Source organism: Acinetobacter sp. KS-LM10 (assembly GCF_036896575.1).
Taxonomy (GTDB): Bacteria; Pseudomonadota; Gammaproteobacteria; order Pseudomonadales; family Moraxellaceae; genus Acinetobacter; species Acinetobacter avistercoris.
Genome location: NZ_CP145906.1, coordinates 2,655,343 through 2,681,912 on the forward strand (window position 1 = coordinate 2,655,343; position 26,570 = coordinate 2,681,912).

16 protein-coding genes and 2 pseudogenes are annotated in these 26,570 nt (G+C 38.3%); all 18 read right to left on the reverse strand.

Annotation, left to right across the window (positions count from 1 at the left end; translation table 11 throughout):
• Window positions 1-87: 87 nt before the first annotated feature.
• A complete protein-coding gene (locus V5M36_RS12015; RefSeq protein WP_338559336.1) occupies window positions 88-195 on the reverse strand; it encodes a DUF2474 domain-containing protein in 108 nt (35 codons plus the stop codon).
• A gap of 36 nt (window positions 196-231) precedes the next feature.
• On the reverse strand, window positions 232-1,236 hold the full coding sequence (cydB, locus tag V5M36_RS12020) for a cytochrome d ubiquinol oxidase subunit II (RefSeq protein ID WP_338559338.1): 1,005 nt from the start codon (window positions 1,234-1,236) through the stop codon (window positions 232-234).
• Window positions 1,233-2,678 (reverse strand): cytochrome ubiquinol oxidase subunit I, encoded by a 1,446-nt coding sequence (locus V5M36_RS12025; protein ID WP_338559340.1) that lies wholly within the window; start codon window positions 2,676-2,678, stop codon window positions 1,233-1,235. The genes cydB and V5M36_RS12025 overlap by 4 nt, the downstream gene beginning before the upstream one ends.
• Before the next feature lie 248 nt (window positions 2,679-2,926).
• Window positions 2,927-3,340: a DUF2946 domain-containing protein gene (locus V5M36_RS12030; protein WP_338559342.1), complete on the reverse strand. Its 414-nt coding sequence runs from the start codon at window positions 3,338-3,340 to the stop codon at window positions 2,927-2,929.
• Window positions 3,341-3,589: 249 nt separating this feature from the next.
• A pseudogene (locus V5M36_RS16100) lies at window positions 3,590-4,912 on the reverse strand (hemagglutinin repeat-containing protein); the annotation flags it as partial.
• Between the two features lie 233 nt (window positions 4,913-5,145).
• The gene (locus V5M36_RS12045) at window positions 5,146-5,547 is read right to left on the reverse strand and encodes a hypothetical protein (RefSeq protein WP_338559347.1); all 402 of its coding nucleotides are present in this window, start codon (window positions 5,545-5,547) and stop codon (window positions 5,146-5,148) included.
• Window positions 5,548-5,549: 2 nt separating this feature from the next.
• Window positions 5,550-6,998: a hypothetical protein gene (locus V5M36_RS12050; protein WP_338559349.1), complete on the reverse strand. Its 1,449-nt coding sequence runs from the start codon at window positions 6,996-6,998 to the stop codon at window positions 5,550-5,552.
• On the reverse strand, window positions 6,998-7,222 hold the full coding sequence (locus tag V5M36_RS12055) for a hypothetical protein (protein WP_338559351.1): 225 nt from the start codon (window positions 7,220-7,222) through the stop codon (window positions 6,998-7,000). The genes V5M36_RS12050 and V5M36_RS12055 overlap by 1 nt, the downstream gene beginning before the upstream one ends.
• A 21-nt stretch (window positions 7,223-7,243) precedes the next feature.
• Window positions 7,244-7,606 (reverse strand): hypothetical protein, encoded by a 363-nt coding sequence (locus V5M36_RS12060; protein ID WP_338559353.1) that lies wholly within the window; start codon window positions 7,604-7,606, stop codon window positions 7,244-7,246.
• Between the two features lie 20 nt (window positions 7,607-7,626).
• Window positions 7,627-7,992, reverse strand: coding sequence for a hypothetical protein (locus V5M36_RS12065; protein ID WP_338559356.1), 366 nt, complete (start codon window positions 7,990-7,992; stop codon window positions 7,627-7,629).
• Window positions 7,989-8,588: a hypothetical protein gene (locus tag V5M36_RS12070; protein WP_338559358.1), complete on the reverse strand. Its 600-nt coding sequence runs from the start codon at window positions 8,586-8,588 to the stop codon at window positions 7,989-7,991. Before V5M36_RS12070 ends, V5M36_RS12065 begins: the two co-directional genes overlap by 4 nt.
• Before the next feature lie 175 nt (window positions 8,589-8,763).
• On the reverse strand, window positions 8,764-9,252 hold the full coding sequence (locus V5M36_RS12075; protein ID WP_338559360.1) for a hypothetical protein: 489 nt from the start codon (window positions 9,250-9,252) through the stop codon (window positions 8,764-8,766).
• The gene (locus V5M36_RS12080) at window positions 9,252-10,499 is read right to left on the reverse strand and encodes a deaminase domain-containing protein (RefSeq protein ID WP_338559363.1); all 1,248 of its coding nucleotides are present in this window, start codon (window positions 10,497-10,499) and stop codon (window positions 9,252-9,254) included. Before V5M36_RS12080 ends, V5M36_RS12075 begins: the two co-directional genes overlap by 1 nt.
• Window positions 10,500-10,645: 146 nt before the next feature.
• On the reverse strand, window positions 10,646-11,008 hold the full coding sequence (locus V5M36_RS12085) for a hypothetical protein (RefSeq protein ID WP_338559366.1): 363 nt from the start codon (window positions 11,006-11,008) through the stop codon (window positions 10,646-10,648).
• A pseudogene (locus V5M36_RS12090) lies at window positions 11,008-13,465 on the reverse strand (VENN motif pre-toxin domain-containing protein); the annotation flags it as partial. The pseudogene V5M36_RS12090 and the gene V5M36_RS12085, both read right to left, overlap by 1 nt.
• 123 nt (window positions 13,466-13,588) lie before the next feature.
• Window positions 13,589-13,924, reverse strand: coding sequence for a hypothetical protein (locus V5M36_RS12095; RefSeq protein WP_338559369.1), 336 nt, complete (start codon window positions 13,922-13,924; stop codon window positions 13,589-13,591).
• Between the two features lie 629 nt (window positions 13,925-14,553).
• Entirely contained in the window at window positions 14,554-14,799 is a 246-nt protein-coding gene (locus tag V5M36_RS12100; RefSeq protein ID WP_338559371.1) for a hypothetical protein, read from the reverse strand.
• Window positions 14,780-26,500 carry a two-partner secretion domain-containing protein gene (locus V5M36_RS12105; protein WP_338559373.1) on the reverse strand — a complete coding sequence of 3,907 codons (11,721 nt, stop codon included), beginning with the start codon at window positions 26,498-26,500 and terminating at the stop codon, window positions 14,780-14,782. The genes V5M36_RS12100 and V5M36_RS12105 overlap by 20 nt, the downstream gene beginning before the upstream one ends.
• Between the last annotated feature and the right edge of the window lie 70 nt (window positions 26,501-26,570).

Here is a 26,570-nt window from a genome sequence, read left to right on the forward strand (position 1 = left end):
AAAAAACATATAAAGAACTCTAATATTCACATCCATAAAAAACCCATCACAAAAGTGATGGGTCCAAAAGCTTGATCAATTGAAGCGTTAATACGCCCACTGAATCAGTAATCTAAATAATCCTGCAACTAGCAATAGACTTAAAAATCCACCTAACCACAGTACAATAAACCATCCTGCTTGATTCAATTTCATTTGCAGTCCTCCTCAATGTCTTCTTTAATGTCTTTCTTAATGATAGCCATCATCTCCGATACGAACTTTGTCACGGAATACCCAATACGACAGTGCGGTATAGAACAAAATAATCGGAATAAGGATCAGCGCACCAATAAGCGCAAACAATTGACTACTAGCTGGTGCAGCAGCCTGCCAAATAGTAATCGATGGCGGAATAATATAAGGCCAAACACTGATTAGAAATCCGGTATAAGCCAAAATGACCAATGCCAAAACATAGATGAATGGTGCAAATTCCTGACGTCGTTTACATGCTCTTAAAGCAAGGAATATAAACAAGAATACCAAGATCGGCACAGGACTAAAATAGAAAATCTGCGGTTGACTGAACCAACGCAGCGCAATTTCTTCATGCACCAATGGCGTGTAAATACTCACTGCGCCAAAGATAAACAGTAAGCTGATGATGAGTTTAGGCATGAAGGCATACATTTTGTCTTGTAACTGCTTTTCGGTTTTGAAAATTAACCAACCACAACCTAAAGTCGCGTAAAGCACCACCACACCGACACCAGTAAAGAGTGAAAAAGGTGTTAACCAATCAAAGCCGCCTCCACTATAAACACCATTGGTGGTTTGAATACCTTGAATATAAGCGCCGAGTATTACGCCCTGAAAAAATGAACCTAGAATAGATCCCCATATAAAAGCTTGGTCCCATAATTGCTTGGTACGATTGGCTTTAAATCTAAACTCAAATGCGACACCACGGAAAATCAAGGCAATGACCATCAAAATAATCGGTAAATAAAGCGCAGACAATACGGTTGAATAGACCAATGGAAATGCTGCAAACAATCCCGCTCCACCCATGACCATCCACGTTTCATTACCATCCCAGACAGGTGCAACGGTGTTCATCATCACATCACGTTCCTGACCGTCTTTGATGAAAGGAAATAAAATACCGATCCCTAAATCAAATCCGTCTAAGATCACGTAAATCAGTACACCTAGAGCAATAATCACAATCCAAATCAATGATAAATCGATCATTTTTTATTCTCCTGATCAGATTCAACCGAAGGCTTTTCGATGTCTTGCTCATCATCAATCGTACTCATCGGGCGCTTAGAAGCTCGTATTACTTCCTGCTCAGTATGTGGCTTCGAGTATACAAAATCAGGACCTTTGGCCATCATTTTAAGCATGTAGTAAATACCGATTCCGAAGACAATGCAGTACACCACCACGAACACAATCAGAGTGAATCCAACTTGTTCAGCTGAGACTGGAGACAATGCATCTTTGGTACGCATCACCCCATAAATGATCCAAGGTTGACGTCCAACTTCAGTGGTAAACCAACCTGCAAGCAGCGCGATAAAACCAGATGGGCCCATCCAAAGAGCAAACTTGTGTAGCCATTTTGATTCATAAAATTTGCCTGACAGCCGTGACCATGCGCCTAAAGCCGCCAAAAGCAGCATCAGCACACCCATTCCCACCATGATCCGGAAACTCCAAAAGACCACGAGTGAATTTGGACGATCTTCGGGAGCAAACTCTTTTAAGCCTTTAACCTCACCGTCCAAACTATGCGTCATAATCAGACTACCCAAATTTGGAATGCCGACAGCATATTTGGTTTCTTCTGCTTCCATATCTGGAATACCAAATAAATACAACGGCATACCATGATCTTTATTGGTTTCCCAATGCCCTTCGATCGCAGCCAGTTTCGCAGGTTGATGTTCTAAGGTATTTAAACCGTGTAAATCACCAACAAAAATCTGTAATGGCGCCAAAGCCAAGATCATCCACATTGCCATCGAAAATGATTTTTTGACCAATGCATCACGACGACCTTTAAGTAAATGCCATGCAGCAGTTGCCGCGACCAGCAAACCTGATACCAAAAATGCGGCCAACGCCATATGAACTAAGCGGTAGAGGAAAGATGGGTTAAATACAATTGCAAACCAGTCTTGGGGAATAATCACACCATTTTCGATGCTAAATCCTTGAGGTGTTTGCATCCAACTGTTGGATGACAAAATCCAGAACATTGAAATACAGGTCCCAATTGCCACCATTAACGTCGCAAAGAAGTGAGTCTTGGGTCCAACTCTGCCCCATCCAAATAACATAATTCCGAGAAAGCCTGCTTCCAAGAAAAACGCACTCAAAACTTCATAAGCCAGTAATGGACCAGTAATGCTTCCTGAAATTCGTGAAAACTCACTCCAGTTCGTTCCAAACTGGTAACTCATGACCACACCTGAAACGACCCCCATACCAAAAGAGAGCGCAAATATTTTGATCCAGAATTTAAACAAGTCTCGATAGATCGGATCATTGGTTTTTAACCATCGCCATTCTAAAACTGCCAAAAAGCTGGCTAGACCAATCGAAATAGCAGGAAAAATAATATGAAATGAGACTGTAAAAGCGAATTGAATTCGCGCCAGTTCTAAGGCCGTTAATCCTAAATCCATGTCGCCACCTTCTTATTGAGTGAGTTGATGAAAAACGTTTTTAGGCGCTGATGAGCTCGGTCTAAATGTTGAGACAGAGATACATTGCAAAACGGTCGATATCGAAGCCGACGCATCTTCATATTTTTTTTAGAGTTGAGTTGATACTGTGCACTTGCCCACGCAAGTACGAATTGAATAGTCATTTTGATTTCTCTTTAAACCATTAAACGTATGACAAGCCTGAAACTTGCCGAGATTAAATAGATTTAAAAAGAAGCAGGAGGTGCCCTACCTTGCGGTAGCAGATAAAGTTTTTGGAGGGAGTAATAAACATGCCAATACGTATGTCGGTAAAAACTAAGCTTAACTTGAATCCGCTCTAAGACTTCCTTGATACCAAAATCAAATGGAAGAACCAAGTCACCGTAAACGGTGCAGTACTGACACTGATGGTTATGCTGATTATGATCCTGATGATGTCGATCATCGCTCAGATGATAAACAAGCTCTTGATAACTTTCATGGACATGCTGATGATGTTCTGACGAAAGCAAATTATGCATAATAGACATACACACTGGAGCAACATGAAATTTCTCCGGCAATATCGGTTGAATATGAACCGCTAACTGCAGTATCAACGTTGCAAATGCAATGATGAGTCCAGTAGGTCTTAGCAAAATTTCCTCTCCACTCTAAATAAATAGAGCATTTAGAAATATAGGACGCTGAGTATTCTGCTCAACTTATAACCTTCACTATACGTTGTTTAGTTCTGTTTTTAAAGGCTTTGTACTTAGAAGTTTGATCATAATATTTTTAATGAGTATCGATATCATTTAAGTCAGAATATAAGTTATAAGTGTTGAATTGATAATAGCTGAAGGGTTATTTCATATTTAATTCATTTTTTGCAGATCATATTTTTATGCAAATGATTTTAAATTTTCTAATTTATCCTTTTGCTCTTGAATAATCTGAGCTCGTCCACTCTCTGTGAGTAATCGATGATCTACTGTCACTGAACCATCTAACATCCCAGTCACTTGGTCGCGGGTGATTTCTTGAGTATTGTTGATATCGCGGTTACTGGTCGTTGTCGTGTTGGTTACACTACCTTGACCCATCGTTGCTTTAGTCAACTGCTCTTTTTCATTCCCTGTACTTTGTAAGCCAACCGTTGTACTACCACTTGGATGTAGTGAGCTTTCCTTATTCTCTCCTTTGATCGATGTACCCACACTAGTCGATATATTGAAGCCTCGGTTGCTTTCGGTACTATGATCTTGAATGTCTTTAAGCTCAAGTGCCCCTGTATAATTCAGTTTGCCATGGTCTTTGAGTGTTCCATCTTCTTGTTAGCTTGTATTGGCGATCACACCTCCAATATTGGTGATGTTCTTCACACCCATTGCATCTAGGTCTGCATCATTTTGAGCATTGCCGATAAGTAATTTGCTGGTTTCATTCACCCAAGCTTTATCGTTTTGTCCTTTGCCTTGATTATAGCTTGCACTGATATTGGCACCACCTGAACCAATGCCTACACCAACTGAACCACCTTTACTGCTACTGTTGCCTGAGGCTGTGTCTTGTAAGCTTTCAACATGGATTTGATTAACTTTTAGGTCTCCACGATCTGCAATACTGACCGCTCCACCTTGAATATTTAACGTATTTAAAGATCCAGATACTCTGTTGAGATCAACCGTACTGTTTATATTCGTTAAGCTTTCACTCTGTGATTTCGATGTTTGTTTACCCACTGAGGCACTTCCACCACCACCATAGGTATAGCTCACACTTTGGTTATTGGTTTTACTGCTGGTATCTTATCTATTGTTTTCTAGACCTGCAAATACATTGACGTCTTTGGTCCCATCAAATGTCGTGGTGCCAGAAACATTGAGACGACTGCCTCTGATGTTGACAACTTGGCCTTCTGATTTTAGCGTGAGGTTGTTAAGCTCTATGTTGCTACCTTGCCATTTACCTTGGGTGGTGTTTGTCGTAGTCGTGGTTTCAATACGTTCTCCATTTGCACCAAGGGTAAAACCTGTCCCATAACTGGTTGACGCAGCTACCGCTGCGGTTGCTGCCGCTGCAGCAGCACCAATCTGCACATTGGCAAGACTGGCTGTCGCCATTGCGATATTGGCATTGGTATCATCCAGAGCTTCCTTGCTGATTTTTCCTGATGCATAGTCTCATTGTGCTTGACTATATTGATCTTTGGCTTGTTTGACTGCCTCTCAATTCTAATAAAAAATCAGTTTGAATTTTATCATCCCAACTCCCCCATACTCCCTCATAACTCAGTAATTTAGAAGCATCATTACAATCACCCTGTATTAAATTAAAACTTCCCGCACCTAATAATGTTAATGCTAAGTAACTTATCAACTTGAATCGTAAAACAACCAAATCAGAATACAAATCATCTCTCCGCGCAATGAACAAGTTAAATGCTTATGTTGACTCTCAATTATTCAATATTTCCTAGATTAGTGTCATATCTGTTATCTAATACAATATAAGGTTCTGCAACCTCCTCCCACACCTGACGTGCCATGCCCTGCCATTTAGCCATATCATTTATATAATCTCGTGGCTCCCAATCCTCTGGTTTCATATATTGAAGATGTTGCCTAATCAATTTAACAGACAGGTTAAAATCATCATTGCTTAAATCTTCAAAAGTATAAAATTTTAGATATTCCCCCTCTTCAGATTTTATACTTTCATGTAGCTGTGGGTAATTTGGTAAAAAAACTTCATCTAGTAAATCACCAAATGCATCCCAATAATGACTATTTACTAACTCAGATAGTCCTTGCTCACCTAAAGGTTTTTTATCATCAAAACCAAAAAACAACATCCCACTCATAGTTACCTCAATATAATAATTTGGTTGCGCTGTGCCACAGGAAGTGTCTGGATATAATTTAAGAATATATTTTGATTTGATTTATTTAACACACGAAAATCTACTGGCACAAAGTCAGCTTTACCTAAATGTTTTTGAATATTTTGAATTTCTGGTGGTAGTTCACCAGTTCTTTTTGATACTGTCATATTCTTCTCATAAAATTTATTTAAACCCTCTATTTCTTTTTGAGCAAGATTATCTGTAGTATACATAGCATCAACTGTTTTTCCTTTATTAGGTCCTGATGTTATTTTCCAATCGGGATTCTTAACAGTAGTTGTCCCATTATATTTTTCCATTTGACCTAATACACCTTCTAACTGTGCCCCCGCTGCTGCCTCTGCTGGTTTTAACTTTTTTTGATCAGGCTCATTTAACCTTGCCTGAGCTTCTAATGGTGTATTAGTGATTTTTACTTCTTTAACTCCAATATTATTTACATATATTTTAGGTACTTTGTTTATATTTTTTATTGCCTCTACTGTAATAGTGGCTCCCTTTTTAACGACAGTGACTGTTCCAGCAGTAACAGCTCCTGAAAGAGCATATAGAGCCGTCGTCATTTCAGCATTACCTAGCTTTTCAAAATCAGATGTTTTATCACCCACGAGATTAACTTTTGTAATTGTTTTGCCTGTATCCCACAATTCTTCAGGTATGTCCGCTATACCTTTTAATATTGCGATTGCTGTACCTTTGGGGTCATTTTTTACCGCTTCATAAACATCATTTGGAAGATTAGGAATATTTTTAATATCACTAATAAATTTGGCTACTGCTTGATCTTGCCCTTTCCGATACGCAATTTCCTGAACTTTATCCAATTGTTTAAATTTTTCACTGCACTCTTTATTCCAACAGAATAATGAATTAGAGATACTTTGTTTATATGAAGTTTTTTCTTCAATCGCATCAGGATGATCACTCATCGCACCAATGAATTGTTCGTTATCTTTCTTTAATATTTCCTGATTTTGAGTCTGTGTGATTAAATCTTTACCATCACCCAATTGAACTTTGTATTGATCAACTCGGTCTTTATTACTCTTAATCCCTGAATTAAATGCCCAATCGACTGACTTTCCAACTAAATCTGCTGAAGTTTCATTTTGAATCCCTTGTCCATGTGCTATTTCATGTCCAAAAGTATTTACAAGTTCTGAACGACTTCTATTAGTTACATCTAACACAACCGTATTTGTTTGACGGTCAAACGCACCTTTCATTCCAAGGAAGGATGTGATTGATGTCGTGAGTACATCTACATCTTGTCCTGATGCTTGTGACAAGAGATTTAAACTGTTTTTAGTTCTTAATATCCCTTCATAATCTCCTTGTATAAATTGATTAATCACAGCTGCTGCTTCTGGATGTTTTTGTACAAAATCAAAATTCTTCGCTGGTATCATCACGGTTTCGTAAGCTTTTTGAGATTTTGATCACCGATAGCTAAAGATGCAGTGGCTACACCTAAGCTTGTTACACCTGCCGCTGTTAAAGGAAGGCGACCTCCTAATAAATCATTCGTCTTATCATAGCCTGCATATAAAAGCTCTGAAATTGGATTCGATGTTGGCGGGTTATAGACAATAAATACACCATCTCTATTCGTAGACCATAAGTTTTGTTTCACTGCATTTTTTAAGGCATCATCTCATGGATTCATAATCCCGTTATTTGAAACAGTAATTACACCTGTGCTTTCACTCTGTTTTATTTCAATAATATCAAATATTTGACGTTTATCACCAATCTGAGCTTTATCGTTTTCCAAAGGTCTCTTAGATTTATCTAAATTCGAATCAGCACAATATAAAGAATCTCCATCACACTTAACTTGCCAAACTTGTGTTGGAGCCGTTGCCGCTCTTTTAACAGGATCAGCAACTACAGCAGAACCCACATATGTAAATGCCTCAGTATTTCCTAAGCCATATAAAGCACCCAAAACACCATCAGCATAAAAAGCATACTTTTTAAGTTGAAAAGAAAAAGCTGCCCTCTTATAAAGAATCAACAGCTTTTACTTAACTAAAACTAATTACAAAAACCTGTCGGCTTACCGTTGTTTGTACAATTTTCAGGACTGTCAATAATATAATTTTTATCCTTCATACAGTTATATACAGATTCACTTCGTTTATCTGTTTGTTCAAAAGTTTGGTCAGGATATACTACATTTAGGTCTAAATTTCCGCCGTTATAATTTATAACCCCACAAGCAAAAGCATCTTTTTTTCGTTGCTCTACATCAGTATGTCCAATAGTATCTTTTTTTTGGTAAGCCTGAATCAATTTATAACCATTATAAAGATCAGGGTTATATTTAGGCACGACTCGAATGGGGATACAACTGACCAAAACGAACATCGACAACAGAATAATGATGTTAATTAATTTCATTTACCAAATCCTATAATCAATTGTAAAACATCTGGTGAAATCAAATCAGCCAATGCAAATGGTGCAGATACGGGAATAGCAACACCAGTTGTTACTCCTGACGCTTTATTCTCAAAACCCGTTCTATTGGTTGAGGTATTTCCATCTTTTCCATACCATCCCCATATTTGTCCTCTAAGAAAATCATGTGTTCCAGCAAATGACTCGACTAACGTATCAGAAATACTGCCAGGTTTATAAGGAATAGTTAAACCTCCAGGTAAATACCAGCCTCCTACTATTGGCTGAAAACCACCAGTAGGGCCAAACAACCCTTGAAATGGTGATTTTTTGGTTTTATCTTCTAATGCTGATTTTTGAGTTGAATCTAGTATTGATTGAAACGTTGGATAATCTTTATCACCTGTATATTTATAATTGCCATTAACATCCTTAGTTAAATTTCCATTATTATCTCTAGCGCACCTAAAATTACCTTCACCACAAATAGTATCTGTATCTAAACGGACACCACCAAGTTTCACACCATCAAAATAACCACTGTCATATCGCCATCGAAAGGAGTTGTTCACGTCCATTTGTAACGACTTTGACATATGCAACACTATATATCAGCATCTTTAGCTTTAAAGTATGGACCAATTTCTTAACTTGAAACTGAAGTCAATGTCGATGTCGATGTCGATGTCGATGTCGATGTCGATGCTACAATACCAATGCAACTCGCTGTTAGTATGAAAAAAAATCTAATTAAACTATCAAATCATTGTATTAGAGTTTATTTTCAATTGGAGGGGCAAACTTATCTATCGGATAGTTTTTTAATTGACTAATCACTAGAGGAAGATCATATTTAATTGCTTTATACTCTCCCTCAGGCAAATGATAAGCTGCATTATATCTATCTAAATCGAACCACTCTAATATAGCCAAAGCCCATAAAGAAAAATCAGATGGCAAATAATCCCACTGCAACATTGACTTCGACCAAACCAACCAAAATATAGGCATCGTACATGTAGTTTTAATCATCTTTTCAAACACATAATTTGGATAATCATAAAAAATTGAATAAATATACTCATGACTGATTTTCGAAGTTTTGTCTTTAAAAAGGGAGGAATTTATATACATATCTATATCAGATAAAGCCCCTGTATAAATACCACCAAACTCTTCATCTATTAAATCAATCCTTATATCACAATTAAAATAAATCTCATCTACAAGGAGAGAAGAAATCTTAATACTCTCAAACATTAGTTATTCCCTTTATTAAAAGTTGGAGCCGTAGGAAATTGGTAAGGATTAATAGGTTTACCCATTGGTGTAGAAACTAGTTTTCCACCTTGATAAATTGAATAGTTTCCATTGTCATGATACACACGAACTTGTACATTTGGGTATTTGTGACTAAATTGCTCTTGAATAACATTCGTACAACTTTTACATGGTGCTCGTTCTGTAAATAAATCAATTGAACCTTTAACATTAGGCTTATTTTTATAAGTTTGGGCAAAACTCTCTAGTATCTTATATTCAGTATCGCCTGCTCTATCCATAGCACTACGAGGGTTAGATATAGGTTTAAGTATCGGATCTTTATTAGATAAGCCTACATATCCATCTACTCTATTTTTCACATTATCTCCATAACGAGAAAATGCTTTTACTTCCTGTACTGGTAAACCATCAATACGAATTGTTCCAGTAGCCAAATTTCCTAATGGCTTACCATTTATATCAAACATATCACTATTACTTGATCTTATTTGAGCTGCTTTATTTTTTAACTCTATTTGTGTCTTAGCATATAAACTGTCACCTTCAGTATAAAAATTATTCTCAATACTCTGTTTCTTTATAGCCTCCTGCTCAGCTTTCTTAGCAGCCTGTTTTTCTAAAATACTTTTTGCAGTTTCTTTCGCTAATTTCCCTGTTCCAATCAATTCAATCTCTGGATAAACAGGCACCACACCTTTTGATCCTCTTTCCAATCCTTCTACTAAATCTTCATGCTCTCTTTTTACTGTGCCTTGAGCTAATTTATTCGAGACTCCAGAACTTCCATAATTTTTCGGATCATCTTTAGCTTTTAAGCCCGCTGTTTTTAGATCATATCCAAATAATGAGGAATTATTCTTTTGTGCATCTGTGGCTTTAAACGTTTGTACGATTGAACCATTTTCTATTATTGGTTTATTACTATTATCCGTTATCGTTTTACCCGCCATCGAGTCAACTATTTTTGAAGCAAAGCTAATATTCTTAGACAGTTGTTGTAGGCTAAAATCATTGGTTTCTTTTCCAGCTTGATCCCATTGCTTCGCCATCGAAAGGAGTTGTTCACGTCCATTTGTATCGACTTTGCCATAGGCAACACTATATGAAAGAGTAAACCAATACTCATACCCATCTTTATTCATTTGTCCATTTTGGGTTGCTAATTTAGCAGCTTCTTTTTTTAGCATTGAAATTTCATCAACATGAAGTTGGCGATTATTCATATCAATATTGGCGGAAATAGCACCCGTTGAAGTATTTCCAGCAACACTATTACCTATGCCAAATGCAGCTGCTGTAGTTACAAAACCACTTAATACTGAAATTAATATTGCTATTTTTATCGAAAAGTTAACTACAATTGGTTATTTTATAAATTATATTTTCTAAATATTTCCTCAATCTCTTTTCTTCTTGAAGGTTGTTCTTTCAGAACATTATTTAATCCTTGCCGTATATAATACTTAACCGTCCCCTCATCATAATCTCCTTCATTCGGCTCTAAACCCATCATATCATGCACCCAAGCACAGTAAATTGTTGTTCCATCTTCTTGTAACTCAGGAGCCAAACTCCAACCAGGATCACCTCCAACAGGTTCCATTGGATCTTTACCTATAATGCCTCTCAAATAATATTCAAGATCTTTCCCCCCTATAATTCCAAAGCCCAAACACCAAAGCAAAGGCATGAATTCTACTGGAGTGCCCTCTTCATTAATATAGCCTATCATTATTTGATTCCTATAGAATTAGGATTTACAGGAAAAGCCGATGGCACATAATTACTCCCTTTATATGAGCTAATCGGCACTCTAAAAGTAACCCCATTCACTATTACATGCTGTACTTTATTTCCATTCACCGCGTAGTTTACAATTGCTTTTGACGCTGCTTCATTTACCATCGCTGCCATCTGTTTATCACTGTATACATTTGAATCATAAATTGTCTTTGTCTCAACTCTTCCATTTGGTAATTGATATTTAACATCAGTAATACCTTTTAAAACTGGAGTGGGGCTACCAATTACTTTCCCTCCATTACTGTTAAGGACATCATAGAAATTATCAGAATTATGTCCACCTGAAATTACTTTCTGGTTTTTACGCCCTGTAACTTCACCACTGATTAAATGTTTTCCTAAAGGCGTATCGACTTGGCTTGTGCGTACTGGAGTGGGCCCATCTTTAGGTCGAACAGGAACCTGACCAGCGAAATTCGCCTCTGGTTCATTAGTAACGGGTTCTCTTTTCGTCGCATCAACTTCTGCCACTTTCTCAGTTGTTTTGACTTCACTCTTAACACCTTGTGATAATTTCCCACCTACTTTAGCCAATAAAACTGCCTCTGCCAGAGCTACTGCTCCACCTAAAGCATCTTTTGTTAATGGACTCAGTTGATCTTTACGATTTGCATTAAATGAATCAAGTACGTCTTGTCCTACTTCAGATCGGTATGATCCAAACAAAGAATCCTTGCCCTCACTTGCGGTACTTACACCTCCGTATGCACTTACCCCTGCTAAGGGTGCACCAATTGCACATCCCACACCAGTTGTACACAGGCCTATTCCAGCAGCCCCACCACCAATTGCAGTTACACCTCCGCCTACTATTTTTGCAGCTCCGCCAGCTCTTGTGACAATTTCATCATTTTTTGTTCTAAAATCATTTGCTTTATCCCAGTTCCCATAGGTATATAATCCTGTCGCTTTTAACGCTGCTATCTCGTTGGCGTTCTGCGCTCCTAATTCTTGTAGCTTTAATAATATAGAATAATTTGGATCATCTTTAGGCACACCCTCAGCACATTTAACTAGATAACAAGCAGCCTGATATAGTTTATTCTTTTCAGTTTGAGCTTTGTTTTTTATTAATGCTTGTAGAACCTGTGCTTCTCGTAGATTTAACATCCTGTTATTTTCAATAGCATTCTGTGCCACTTGCCCACTTTGCACTGTAGAACTGACATCTCCAGTAGTCGCCCCAACACCTGATGCAACTAATCCTGTTATTGCACTAATCGTACCTTTTTCATCGGCTGTTAAGCTTTTTGCATCTTTGCCATATAAATATTTTGAAAGTATCGGCGCTGCTGCCTCAGCTCCACCTGCTGAAAGTCCAGCGGTGAGTGCATCATTGCCTCCAGCTGCTGCAACCGCTGCACCGAGTAAAGTATGTGCTAAGGTATGAGAAATACTTCCTTCAGCGTCTTTACTCTTAAAGTATTGTCCAATTTCATAACTTACTTTAGGGCTAATACTTGCGGTAGCTATTCCTAGGCCACTTGTCGTTGGCGCTGATAAACCTGCTGAAATACTATCAACTAAAATACCTAAGTTTTGTAGCTGTTGTTGTTTTTTCTCAAACTCTGTAGGACTGAGTATGCCTGCATCTTTGGCTTTTATCGCTTCATCAAGTTTTTTATTAATCTCGGCTTTAACTTCCTGTCGATTTCCATCAAATTTCTTCGTCACATCGACCTGTAAGTTTATTTCACTTTGTACTTGGTCTTTATCAAAGTTATTTTTCAGTGCGCCACTGTTTTCACGTGCTGTATCTGTGGTGACGTTGGTCAGTATTTCAGACTTGATCTGCTCAGCAGATTTGCCTGTCAATTCTTCCTGACGAACTGTTTCTCTAATCGTGATATTTGAGGTGTTGATTCCACTTTTAGTCACACTACTGTCTTTATCACTGTCTAAACCAAAACCGATTGACTTACTTACACCAGTGATACTCGATGCATGTTGATCGATTTTATTTGGTGCTGAGATGACCGTATTAGGTTGTTTTTCTCCAGCTGTATCCGTTGTTTTATCGCCCGCTTTGCCTGCATTAAATCCTGCACTGATCCCGATCCCCTTGGCATCGTATTCACTGACGTTTTGTAAGTCTGAGTGGCTCAGTGTTCCTGTGTTGATACTATTTTTCTTAAGGTCTTCTGCTTTTTGTGTGGAGGTGATGATCGCGCCTTTTAAATCAGTGTTGTTTTTTACATTGATTTGATAGCCACCATCGCCTGCATAAATACCAGATTGTTCGTTTACCGATCTGTAATTGGCATCTATATTGGATTTCCCATAACTTCCCGATACATTACCGCCATTTGTGCCAACACTGACTTGCCCTGAAATTTTGTTGCTTGCTCTGATATGTGGCCGTGTCTTGTAAGCTTTCGATATTGAGTTCTACTACCCCAAACTGAAAAAATTCCTTCAGTTTTTGTAATAAAAATATCGACTATACTAAAATAATTTTCTCTACTTCAAGAGATACCTTATCCCAAGACACAGATTAGGATAGATTTTACTACTCAATTATTCTGATCAAAAAATCAGCTTCACCTCTCCACGAGATCACTTTGTAAGGTTTATTGAAAAGCCCTAATTCTTTATAATATGCTAATAAATCTTCTGGACTCCAATCTTTACCCGCAGAGAAAAGTGCATCTAAACCGATAAGTTCTTCTATGTTAGAAAGCCTAATATCTTGATTAAAATTTTTCTTTTCCAAATAACCATATTTATTGAACACAAAACCTAAATTAATGAGCGTTGATGCAATGAAGTTATTCTCAGTTCTAACAATTGTATTGTCTCCAGCAATTTCACTTACTATTGCATGAGTCATAAAAGGATTTTCCATTTATTTAACCTTAACCTTTAAAATAGTCTTAACTGTGCTAGTGTCCTTCGTTGGAATAGATTTTATTACCATTTCAGGATGCCCTCCTGGTAAATGCTTACCAGCACCTCGAAAATAATCATTCCCTTCCATTGGACTATTCGGCATTTTATTTTTTACTTCATTTACTTTTCTAACTTTAAATTCGGTTTGAAGGGAACCTGGATTAAGTCCTATCTCTTATTTGAATTCTATTAGCTTGAATAGAACAATCAGTAAGTTCAGTAGATTTTTTCTTAAATTAAGTAAATCCATTATTCCAGAATCTTACTGATGTGCTATTACTATCATTCGTTGCACAACAAGGTTAATTTAAAATGGCTATTTTTCATATTAAATAACTAATATCCAAATTTTTTCATACACTGACTATAGTTACTTTCCCATAGTGCATCACCTGGTTTGAATTTAGGATATGCTTTGTTGGCCTCATGAGAACAAGATTGATTTGCATCTGATTTTTTTTCACTGTAAACAAATCCATCATTCCAAAATCGCACTAATCGACTATTACTATCATTTGTTGCACAACCAAATATTACAATTGGAGTAAGAAATACTACTATTGTTAAATGGGTAAACCTCATAGGTTAATAGCCTTTATTTTTTCTACAATTGAGATATATTTTATATCTTTCATCATTAGTTAAATTATTTTGTTGCTGCATTTGATTAGCTTGAATTGAGCAATCCTGAAGTTCTACTGATTTTTTTTCAGTCATTATAAACCCATCATTCCAAAATCTGACTAATGGACTATTACTATCATTTGTTGCACAACCAAGTAACAAAAAAGGAAAACACAGTACACCTAACTTAAAATGGAACTTTTTCATATTTAATTATCTCATTGTCTTTTTTTGATGGAACTAATATTGGTAACGATAAGTTAATTGAAGAATCATTCCCCCAATTTTTTTGATATTCAGTATAATATTCATTATCGACTTTCTTGCTTTCAGGCACAGCAAATCCATATTTATCAATATACTGTCCTTTATCATTAACTAAAAATTGTGTAGGTACTTCTGCACTATAACTACTATGCGAGTAACATAACCAACACGTTCCACCACTTGAAGCATTACCTCCAAGTATTAAAGGTGGACGACCCACAAAATCAGCCTTATGTACAGCAGAATATACGCCTGTTGAATTTGTAGAATTAGGAATCATAAACTTGTTGTTTGAAATTAACCAATCACTATAATCTTGTACATTGGTTGCGGTACCATAGAAACGTACTTGATTTAATGGAATTCCAATAATTCCATTTCTATTTGCATTCTGAATAGCAACACTTGCCGTTAAACCACCACGACTGTGATTACTTAAATCAAGTAAATAATTATTCCCTAGCGCATGCTTATATATTTCAAGATTGGCTTTTTCAGCACTTGTTAAAGGAAGGCGACCTCCTAATAAATCATTCGTCTTATCATAGCCTGCATATAAAAGCTCTGAAATTGGATTCGATGTTGGCGGGTTATAGACAACAAATACACCATCGCTATTCGTAGACCATAAGTTTTGTTTCACTGCATTTTTTAAGGCATCATCTAATGGGTTCATAATCCCGTTATTTGAAACAGTAATTACACCTGTGCTTTCACTCGGTTTTATTTCATTAATATCGAATATTTGACGTTTATCACCAATCTGAGCTTTATCGTTTTCCAAAGGTCTCTTAGATTTATCTAAATTCGAATCAGCACAATATAAAGAATCTCCATCACACTTAACTTGCCAAACTTGTGTTGGAGCCGTTGCCGCTCTTTTAACAGGATCAGCAACTACAGCAGAACCCACATATGTAAATGCCTCAGTATTTCCTAAGCCATATAAAGCACCCGAAGCACCATCAGCATAAAAAGCATACTTTTCAAGTTTATTAGCTTCAGCTTCTAATTTTAGTGATTCACTCGTGTTATAGCCATTTTTTCCATCAATAAAGTTTTTACTTCTAATTGCTTCTGCTTCTGCTCTCATTTTATCAACTTTATTATAGATTTCTTGTTTTACTCCCTGACGAGTTTCATCAAATTTCTTCGTCACATCGACCTGTAAGTTTATTTCACTTTGTACTTGGTCTTTATCAAAGTTGTTTTTCAGTGCGCCGCTGTTTTCTCGTGCTGTATCTGTGGTGACATTGGTCAGTATTTCAGACTTGATCTGCTCAACAGATTTACCTGTCAATTCTTCCTGACGAACTGTTTCTCGTATAGTGATATTTGAGGTATTGATTCCACTTTGGGTCACGCTGCTATCTTTGTCACTGTCTAAACCAAAACCAATCGACTTAGTTACACCTATTTGTCGTGACGCAGGCTGATCTATTTTATTCGGTGCTGAGAGAACCATATCGGGCTGCTTTCCTCCTGTTGTATCCGTTGTTTTATCGCCCGCTTTACCTGCATTAAATCCTGCACTGATGCCAATGCCCTTGGCATCGTATTCACTGACGTTTTGTAAATCTGAATGGCTCAGTGTCCCTGTGTTTATACTATTTTTCTTAAGGTCTTCTGCTTTTTGTGTGGAGGTGATGATCGCGCCTTTTAAATCAGTGTTGTTTTTTACATTGATTTGATAGCCACCATCGCCTGCATAAATACCAGATTGTTCGTTTACCGATCTGTAGTTGGCATCTATATTTGATTTCCCATAACTTCCCGATACATTACCGCCATTTGTGCCAACACTGACTTGCCCTGAAATATTTTGTTGTTTGCTCTGATATGTGGCCGTGTCTTGTAAGCTTTCTATATTGAGTTCTTGTGCATCAACCTGTACGCCTTTGCCTTGTACTTGCCCGCCAATGATATTGGTCGCATTGCCACTGCTGATGCTGGTTACGCTCTCTTTCGAGCCGACATGACTATTCACATAACTTGTGTCAGTACCATCACCTCTACCCTTTCCAAGATTACCACCTGCTGTAACACCCAAGCCAGTTTGATTACTGATGGTTACACCTGCATTCCATCCTGAGCTTTTATTGTTTGATTGCTCTAGGCCATTTTGTTCTGCTGCTTTGATATTGACGTCATTTTCTGCTGCTAGGTTTGTGCCTTTCATGCCCATGACATCTGAACCAATAATATTAATATTGGAGTCTTTGCCTGCACCCGTCGCCACTATATTCGTCGTTCCACCTGCGTAAACTTGGCTTTGGCTGGCCTGATCACGTTCTGAATGACTAGTATTCGTGGTTTTTTGTTCACCATAGGTCAGACTAACGCCAACCTCTACTGATTTATTTAATGCGTCTGTACCATTCATGAGGTCTTTTAATTGGCCTAATGACTGACCCGCTTTGTAGGTATCGAAGCCTGCATTGGCTGCTGCCATTGCATTAACGCGGTCATTTTTGCTTTGCCCGACTTGTTTTGTTGAGTCTAATGCTGACTGCACGGCAGCCACTATAGGAACATTGACAGCAAGTGTTAAGCCTTTTTGTTCCATTTGATATTTATAATCATTGGTGCTTTGCTCTTTTGCTGCTTCTATTTTGACCTGCTCTGCCAGTATATTGACGTCTCCTTCTTGCGATGAAACCGTACTGCCCGTCTGTTGATATGTTTTGCCCGCAATGATGTTGGTATTACCCTCTAAACTGCCTACCATTGATCTTGTATTGGTTTTTTGGGTGTTTTCTTGTTCTGTCAGTTCTTTCTTTTGACCAAGACTAAATCCAATTCCTCCACTCGACATCAGTCCTGATTTCTTAACACTCGATTCGGAGTAATTAAGATATTGGTTTTCTGCACCTTGTATAGTTACATTTTCTTTGGCTTGGAGTTGAGTCAATTCATCTGAAACGATATTACTACCACGAATATCGATGTTATTCGCATCCAAGATGACCTTTTTACCTTCTATATTGCTAGCAATGGCCTCATCACTCATATTGCGTACATGGCCTTTGCGTTCCGTTTTACTGAGTGTTCCTTTTTCCTGAATTTTGTATGCTTGCTCAGCATCAAATAATTTTCGACCTTCTGAAATCTCAATTTTTTGCTGTGCAGAAAGTATCGTCGATCCTTCTCCACTCGATATTGTGGAGCCTTTCACAGTAATATTTTCTGCCTGTAGTCGGGTATCACCTTTACTCTGAATGACCGAGCCGATATCTTCCTGTCTTTTCTCATAATTAAAGCTATCTTGGTTCGCATATCCACGGTTATTAACTGAGGTATTGACGCCTTCTATATTTAAATCACCTAGCGTTTGAATAACACTAGAACCATTATAGTTAATGATTTCAGCACCTTTGAGGTTCGTATCTCCCCCAACACGGATATTTAATGTTTTGTCTTGCGGATTAACTGCTTGACTGCTATTGCCGACATATAATCCCGCTTTTCGATCTAAACCTTCTCGTGTGAAGTAGCCTTCTCCGACTTTATTTTCTGTATAATTTGTCGTACTTGTGTGATTAAAATCACCACCTATATCCAAATTCGCAGTTTCTCTTGCGACAATAATGCCGCCATTATTGTTTAAATCTTGTGTGGTTTTTAGATTCAGTCGATTGGTTTCTATGCGGCCGCCCAACTGGTTGATATTCTCAGCTGAAATTTTTACCGCTTCTCGTCCTGCAATTGTGGCGCTGTTCAGCACATCGCCTTTTACATCAAATTTTACTTGTTCTGCACTCAGCAGTGTGCCATCTCCTTTTAAATCTCCTTGGCGTAGCTTGACATACACTTGCGGAACCAACGCTTTTGTCGTTGTTCCATCTGCCATGTTTATTGTTTTTTCTTCCATCCAAACAATATCACTGGTGAGTTGTGCGATTTGTGCAGCAGTCAACGCAATACCAGGGCGTAGGTTATAGGCTTTCGCAAAGGTTAACCCATTGTTCATCAGTGCCTTATATTGGGCTTCATCTGAACCATAGCCTTGTAGGAATCGATATCCTGTCAATTGTGCAATTTGGTCTTGTACTAAGCGTTGCTCGTAATAGCCATCCCCTAAGCGTTTTTGTTTTAACGCAGGGTCGAGCTCGAGTGCATCCAGCATGTAGTCTGAAGATAACCAGTTTTTATAATTGGCATAGGCTGGATCTGTCTCTACCAGATATTTTGCCTGACTATCCGCAAGTGTGCTAAATAAGGCATTGCTTGGCAAATTCATGAAGTCCATAGAGACAGTTCGAATTTCAATGTCTTTCTGTGCTGTAGCTTTGGATGCATTGGCATCGCCTGCTTGTAAGTTTTGTGCAGCGTCTAGCGCTTTAACCTGTTGTTGCTCAGCATCTAAATTCTGTTTATTTTGATTATTTATATCCAATTCAGCCAGCGTATTCGGACCTTTTATATTCTCCCCGTTTGCTGAAATGGTTTGCCCCGCATCGATGTTGAACTGGGTTTGCATACCTTGTTGCTGACGATCTTTTTGCTCTGTTGGAACGTCAACCAAAGATAGACTCGTCTCCACAGTTCCTGTCATGAGCTTGGAAATATTTTGATTAGATGTATGGTTCTTAACGTCACCTAACCATTTTTGTACAGGTAACACTTTCGATTCCACTTCTTCGGCATTATAACCATAGATTAGGTCTCCCCACGATCTTTGGTAATATCGCTTGAAACCACCTCTCCAGCGTTCTTGAGTGTATTGGCTAGTGCCGGTTTGTTTTAAGATCGTTACACCTTCGCCATCGAGATTGACTAAAGGTTTAGTCAGTTTGGCATCCAGCACACCACCTGCGAGCACATGACTTTTATCATTTTTAAAAGCATCGGCATCAATCTTAAGATCACCTCCAGCAATGATTTCTGCCGGTGCCGAGGTCTTTACTTGGCTCTCAAATTCAGTTTCTTGAACATCGTATTGTGTCCATTTTTTGAACTCTGAATTCGCAAATTGTGAATTATAATTTTGTATCGCATCATCTAATTGTTGATAACGTTCTTCATCATTACCTTCCCAAGCCTCAAGTTTTGCCTTGTATTCCTGTAGCGCTTGGTCATAAGTCAGTTTATCTTCTTCATATTTCGTATAGGCAGTGTTATAGGCTGAGCAAGCATCAGCATCATAGCCTGTACCTGATTCACAGCTGATCTGCCCTACTGGTGCTTCAGGCTGTACTAACGTTGGTGCTTCAGGGGCATTTTTTGCAGGAGGGGTAATCTTGAAATAGGCCCAAACAGGATCTTCGTTTTTATAATTAACATTACACCTTTGATCATCGCCTGTGCCAACACAATTAATCGACTCTACGTTTGGAATGGGCGTTTCACCAAAAATAATATTTTCAGGTAAAACATTCGGTGCTGTGTTATAGCGATATAAATAGGTTCTACTCCAATTTCTACGAACAAGATTCTCAACAGGAATTTTGGTAAGTTTATCCTTAGGCTGAATGTAGAGTTTTTGGGTTGGACCACCTATCTGAACAATTTCGGTTTCAAAGTTCTGGTTAATATTATTAATATTTTTTGCATTAAGCGTCATATCACCTAAGGACTCAATACGCGCACTTAGATTATTAATTGTATCTGCCTTGCCTTGAGCTTTCAGATTTTCGTCCAAACGCCCTCCAACACTTAAATCACCTGAACTAAAGATCCATGCATTGTCTCGTGCATTTTCTTTAACAGTGACAGCTTGACCCGCCTGATTATTAAGTGTCTCTACACCCAAATCCATATCGCCACGTGAAGCAATCACTGCGCCTATGCCTGCAGAATTAGACTTGTTGTCTAGCGTATTGGCTTGTATTGCAACGTGTGTCCCATAAATTCGAGCACCATCATTCCAAAGCTTGTTGGCCTGAAGATACGTCAGCTCTCCATTAATTAACCCTTGGTTATGTAGCGTTTCTTGTGCAATTAACTGTGTTTCGTTCGACGCAATGGTTGCGCCTGTTTCATTTTTAATATTTTGAGCACTTAAGGCTATTTTTTGTCCCGCAGTGAATTCTGACTGATTGATTAAATCATTTTCAGTATGCAGTTTGAGTGTCCCATTCGCTGAAATTTGGTCGTCTTTGGTGTGGGTATAGCTTTGTTTCAGGTCAATATCGACATCGCCTAAACTGATCACTTTCCCTTTATTCGTCAGCCCATTGGCTTTGATATTGAGCTGCTTATTCGCTAACAACTCGCCTGCAGTATTGTTTATATTTAAACTTTTGTCTGCTGTGCCAATCGAAAGTGTGTCTAAACTACTGATTGAACCTGATTGGTTGTTTAGTTGTGTCGCTACATTGAGTGTCGCATTGTCACTGGCACGAATTGCACCTGATTGGTTATCGAGTACTTGTGCATTGATCTCTATGTTTTTTGCATCTATACCCCCCAGTGTGGTCGTATCTTTGGTCTGGGTATTGATGAATTGTTTCGCAGTGGCATTCAACTTCTCTCCTGCGACGATATGACTTCCGACACCTGTATTATTGATGGTATCCGCATTGAGATTCACATGCTGCTGTGCTTGAATTTGACCCGTCAGATTGTCAACACGCCCGCCTGCGGTCTGCTGTTGAATATTCAAATCAGCTTGACTGTTGATCTGTCCAGCGGTGTTATTTAAGTTTTGTACTTCAAGCGTCGCTGTACCAACGGAAGCAATATAACCGTTAAGATTATCAAGTCCTGAAACATTGGCAATATCCAACGTCCCTTGACTGAGAATCCCTGCCTGTTCACCTGAATGAGTGTTGAGTAAACGATTATTCTGGGTATCAATTTTGACCGCTTGGTCAGCTTGAATAAGACCTGCTTGGTTATCAAGTTCTCCAGTTTTTAAATCAACGCTTTTGGCAATAATTTTACCCTTTTGGTTATTCAATTGCTGCTGTTGCGTATTGATGCTGAGTTGATGCTGTGCCGCAATTTGTCCCTTCGTATTATCCAATGCCCCAGTATTCAACGTGAGGTTTTGCTCGGCATAGATATCACCATCTTGATTCATCAATTGTTCAGTTGCTATGACATTTAGATCCGCTTGTTTAGAACGTATCTTTCCTTCACTGTTATTGATCGCCTGACTCTGAATATCTAAAGCTTGCTTTGCAGCAAGTACGCCTGTTTGGTTTTGAATTTCGCCCTGAACCTTAATCTGTGCCTGACCTTGAGAATAGATCTGTCCTTGCTGATTGTTCAGTTGAGTGGCGTTTAAATCTAACTGGTTTTTGCTATAGATTGTGCCTAGCTGATTATTGTTGATGGTGGTACGAATCGCTGCATTTTTACCCGCAAATATTTCTCCAGTTTGATTATCAAGCTGCTGTACGTTTAGGTTCAGTTGATTTTTTTCTGAACGTATTTTACCTGCCTGATTATTTAAATCATTGGCTTGTACCTGTAGCTGTTGTTCTGCTGCAATGATTCCAGATTGGTTATTAATTTGATCAGCAACATTCATATTCAACTGATCTTTCGCATAGAACGTGCCTTTGGCATTCTCTATTTGCAGAGCATTAACCGCTAGAGCACCACCCGCAATCACTTTCCCTTTTTGATTAGTGATTTTTTTAGCTGTGAATTCAACACCTTTGGCTGCTGATATTTCGCCTGATTCGTTACTGACATTCTGCTGAACATTGAGCTTTAACTGATCCTGCTGTGAACGGATTTGTCCTGCATCATTGCTGACAGAACCTGCTTGTATATCCGCCAATTGTTCTGATGCAATAACACCTTGGGTATTATTCAGCTCACCTGTTGCAGATAACTTTAATTGTCCAGCTGCATAGACCAAGCCTTCGGTACTATCCAAGCTGTTGAGCTGAATATTTACTGATTCGGCCGATTGAATTTTACCTTGCTGAGATTGGACATCTCGTGCATTTAAAGACAAGTTTTTCGCAGATGAAATCAAGCCTTTGTTGTTTTCAACATCCTGCTTAACAGTTAGGTTTACATCAGCTTTCTCTGAACGGATTTGTCCTGCATTATTGAACAATTGACCTGCTGTTAAATTCAATGCCTGCTCTGCAGCAAGCACACCTGAATTATTATGTGCTGTACCTAAGGCATTTACATCCAATTGTTTTTTTGAATAAATCGTACCTAAATTATTATTTAACTCAGCAACATCTAATTTTAAATTTGCCCCCGAAATCAGTTGTCCAGCTTGATTCTCTAGGTTTGGACTATTTATATTCAAGGCTTGTGCTGATTGAATATGTCCTGCGTTATTGTTGATTTTTTCACTCAGGTTTAAATTCACATCGCCTTCTTCTGATTGAATTTTCCCTACTTGATTATTGAGGTTTTGTCCCGTAATGGACAAGGTTTGCTGTGAAGCAATTAATCCATTTTGATTGCTGACGAATTGGTCAGCATTGATCTTAAGCTGATCTGCTGCATACACAGTACCAGCATCATTGTTTAAATGACCGAGCTTTAAATCGGCATTGCGACCCGTGATTATTTTACCTGACTGATTATCCAGTTGTTGGCTAACGATGCTCAAGTCTTTGTTTGCAAGCGTTTGAATCGCACCTTGCTGGTTATTTAACTGTGTAGTATTCAGTTGAGCATTGCCAGCAGCACTGATCACACCAGAAGTATTATTGAATGTCTGTGCAACATTCACCGTCAACTCTCCAGCGGCATCACTTTGAATCAATTGTCCTTGTTGATGACTCAGTTCAGTGGCTTTTAAATTAATATTTTGTGCTGAAGTGATCGCTTGATTTAAATCGGCAACGCCAACATCCATTAGCAATGAACTATTACTTTGGATTTTACCTTGTTGCCCTTGCACATTTTGTGCTGTGATTTTTAACTGTTGATCACCTGCATGTAAAATTGCACCTGCAACCGAGTTCAGCGTTTTGGTCTGGATTTCTGTACGTGCCGCATTACTGATGATCTGTCCTGCGTTGTTATCAATACGATCTGCAATATTAAGGCTAAAATCATTTAACCCCGAATGCTGTATGAGCCCCTGATCATTATTGAGCTGCAGCGTATTTACATTAACCTGCGCCGCACTATATTGACCTTTTTGGTTGGCGATATTTTCCGTTGCCGTTATATCCAGTTGTTGATCCGCGATAATCTTCGCGTTTTCAGTTTTAAGTTGTTTGGTTTCGATCTTAATATTGCTTGACTGTTGCTCACTTAAACTTAGATCTGCTGTTTGCGCGGCTTTAATTTGCAACATTGCACCTGATAAAACTTTGGCTGCAAGTTGTACATTTTGTGCTTCAATATTAAGTTGTGCAGTTGTATTGCTTAGTTTACCGTCTTTGTCTAATCCAGCGGCCCACACAGCATTTTGATTACTTTCAATGCTGTCTGACTGAACGTTAATTTTTTGCTGTGCCGCCAGTTGACCATGTTGTTTTAATTGACTCACTGTTAAATCAGCAGTATCACCCGCGTAGATTTGTCCTGTCGTTGTGAGTTGCTGTGCGTCTAATTTTAAATTTTGAGCCGCGATCAAACTTCCTGCAGTGTCTTGAGTTGTTCCATTATCAATCTGATCAACTTTTAGACTCAATAGACCTGTTTTGGATTGAATTGAACCTTGATGGTTCTTTAAACTTTGCCCGTTCAATTCAAGATTTTGTGCCGAAATCTCACCGCTTTTATTGTCTAATGTTGTGATGTTTAAGAGTGCATCACCTTTAACCGAAGCAATCACGCCATCTGTATTATTGGTCTGATCGGACTGAAGGGTTAATAACTCTGATGCCAAAATTTGACCTTGAGTATTGTCAATTTGCTTAGAATTTAAAGTAAAATCTTTTGAGCTTTGTAAGCGTCCTTGATTATTATTCAACTGTTGCGTATTTAAATCAAAACTTTCACTAGCAACCATTAAACCCTTAGCGTTATCTAGATTCTGCGCAGTGATATTTGCAACCTGAGTGTAAATTTTACCTTGCTGATTTTCAAAGTTATCGCCATTAAATTGTAATTCAGGCAGTTGAATTTCACCGCCGTTGTTTTTAATACTGTCCTGAATTTTTAATGTGATATCTGCATTATTGATCATTCGACCTGAAATATTCGAAATATCCTGAGCAATTTGAATATTGCCTGCCGCAAAATTTTTAGGCGTTAAATCTAGAGGAGTCACCACATCGACTGTGCTTGAATCTTTCGCAGAAGATTGTTCTTTGGGATCTGTTATGGTTGTTGATATCGTCCCACCCGATGACTGATCTTTTCCAATATTGTCTTTGGTGGTCTGACCAATCAAGCCTTGAGTATTGTCTAAAGTTTTTGCACTGATATTGAGTTGTTGCTGACCTGTTTGCTCGATTTTACCTTGATCATTCCTCAGACTTTGTGCATTAAAATCAATACGTCCAGCATTGATTACTCCATCATTATTGTCAATTTTGTCTTGCACATTGAGTTTGATTTCATCATAGGTCGCAATCAAACCCGTGTTCTGAAGATTGTCAGCTATAATTTGTATTTGATGTTGTGTACTACTGAGATTACCGCTGTTTTTAATATTTTTAGCTTGAACTAAAACCTGATCTTTATTGGCAATCATATTGCCTGTATTCGTCAAATCACCATTGGCATTTAAATTCAATTGACCTGTCGTCGTATTTATTGAACCTGCATTTCGCACACCCAAACCTTGTTCTGTACCAACAAGATAAATCTTGCCTGCATACATCCCACCCAATTGCCCAATATCAAGAGCAAAATCTTGCACTGGATTATTATTGGTATTACTGTTTGAAGCGGATACAGCTGTGACTTGAGGTTTAACCTGATCTTTAACCTGAATATCATTTTGTCCTAAGACCGTATTCAGCTCATTGGCATAGAGACCGGCATTCACTTTCAAGGCACGTGCATAGACATCTGTATAAGGGGTTAAACTACCATTCAAACCTTTACCACCAATCGTGACTTGACCTTCACGCACACGGAAAGATTCCAAATAACCTTGATTGGTCACCACTTGACCTGTCGTTAAAGTAAATCGATCGGCATTAATAACGCCACAGCCATCACAAACAATCCCTGATGGATTGGCAATAACAACTTGCGCTTGTTTACCTGCAACTTCCAAATAGCCCTTCAGCTGGCTTGGATTGCTACTATTCACTTCATTTAAAATAACTTTGGCTTCGCCCTTGGCTAACCACGGATTGCCCTGTACCCAACCACCAATTTGAGTCTGAGTATTATTTCTGGAGTTGTTCAGGATCGCACCTTCCTGACCCACATCAAACTGTGTATAGGTATTACGTGACACACCACCCGCACTTGGGGTTTGAATATTAACTTGAGTTAATCCATTACTACTGTTCAGAATCGTAGCTTGTTGAGATTTAGGTGCTGATCGATCTGCAATAATTTGACTATCAGCGATTGCCGCCATAGGCACTGTATAAATGGCTGCCCCCAAAAGACTCAGCACTGCAAAATTGATTGGATTGAGCTTTTTATAGGTAATAGAAGACGTTGCACTGGTGTTCTCTATTTCAACACCACCAATCGCATGTGATTGACCTGCTGTTTTTGAACGACTTTTTGCAATCTCAGCAACTGCGATAAATATTCCACGTGCTTGGCTGAAAATAATACGATAACAATTCTTATTCATTCTAATATTCCTAAATTTTTTTAAAATTTCAATTCAATTCAATTCATATTTTTATAAAGACGTTTATTTG

Excerpts from the sequence above, each read along its gene's own strand:
- V5M36_RS12015 (WP_338559336.1), bottom strand. The coding sequence starts at position 195 with ATGAAATTGAATCAAGCAGGATGGTTTATTGTACTGTGGTTAGGTGGA.
- cydB (WP_338559338.1), bottom strand. The coding sequence starts at position 1,236 with ATGATCGATTTATCATTGATTTGGATTGTGATTATTGCTCTAGGTGTA.
- V5M36_RS12025 (WP_338559340.1), bottom strand. The coding sequence starts at position 2,678 with ATGGATTTAGGATTAACGGCCTTAGAACTGGCGCGAATTCAATTCGCT.
- V5M36_RS12045 (WP_338559347.1), bottom strand. The coding sequence starts at position 5,547 with ATGAGTGGGATGTTGTTTTTTGGTTTTGATGATAAAAAACCTTTAGGT.
- V5M36_RS12050 (WP_338559349.1), bottom strand. The coding sequence starts at position 6,998 with ATGATACCAGCGAAGAATTTTGATTTTGTACAAAAACATCCAGAAGCA.
- V5M36_RS12065 (WP_338559356.1), bottom strand. The coding sequence starts at position 7,992 with ATGAAATTAATTAACATCATTATTCTGTTGTCGATGTTCGTTTTGGTC.
- V5M36_RS12070 (WP_338559358.1), bottom strand. The coding sequence starts at position 8,588 with ATGTCAAAGTCGTTACAAATGGACGTGAACAACTCCTTTCGATGGCGA.
- V5M36_RS12075 (WP_338559360.1), bottom strand. The coding sequence starts at position 9,252 with ATGTTTGAGAGTATTAAGATTTCTTCTCTCCTTGTAGATGAGATTTAT.
- V5M36_RS12080 (WP_338559363.1), bottom strand. The coding sequence starts at position 10,499 with ATGAATAATCGCCAACTTCATGTTGATGAAATTTCAATGCTAAAAAAA.
- V5M36_RS12085 (WP_338559366.1), bottom strand. The coding sequence starts at position 11,008 with ATGATAGGCTATATTAATGAAGAGGGCACTCCAGTAGAATTCATGCCT.
- V5M36_RS12095 (WP_338559369.1), bottom strand. The coding sequence starts at position 13,924 with ATGGAAAATCCTTTTATGACTCATGCAATAGTAAGTGAAATTGCTGGA.
- V5M36_RS12100 (WP_338559371.1), bottom strand. The coding sequence starts at position 14,799 with ATGAAAAAGTTCCATTTTAAGTTAGGTGTACTGTGTTTTCCTTTTTTG.
- V5M36_RS12105 (WP_338559373.1), bottom strand. The coding sequence starts at position 26,500 with ATGAATAAGAATTGTTATCGTATTATTTTCAGCCAAGCACGTGGAATA.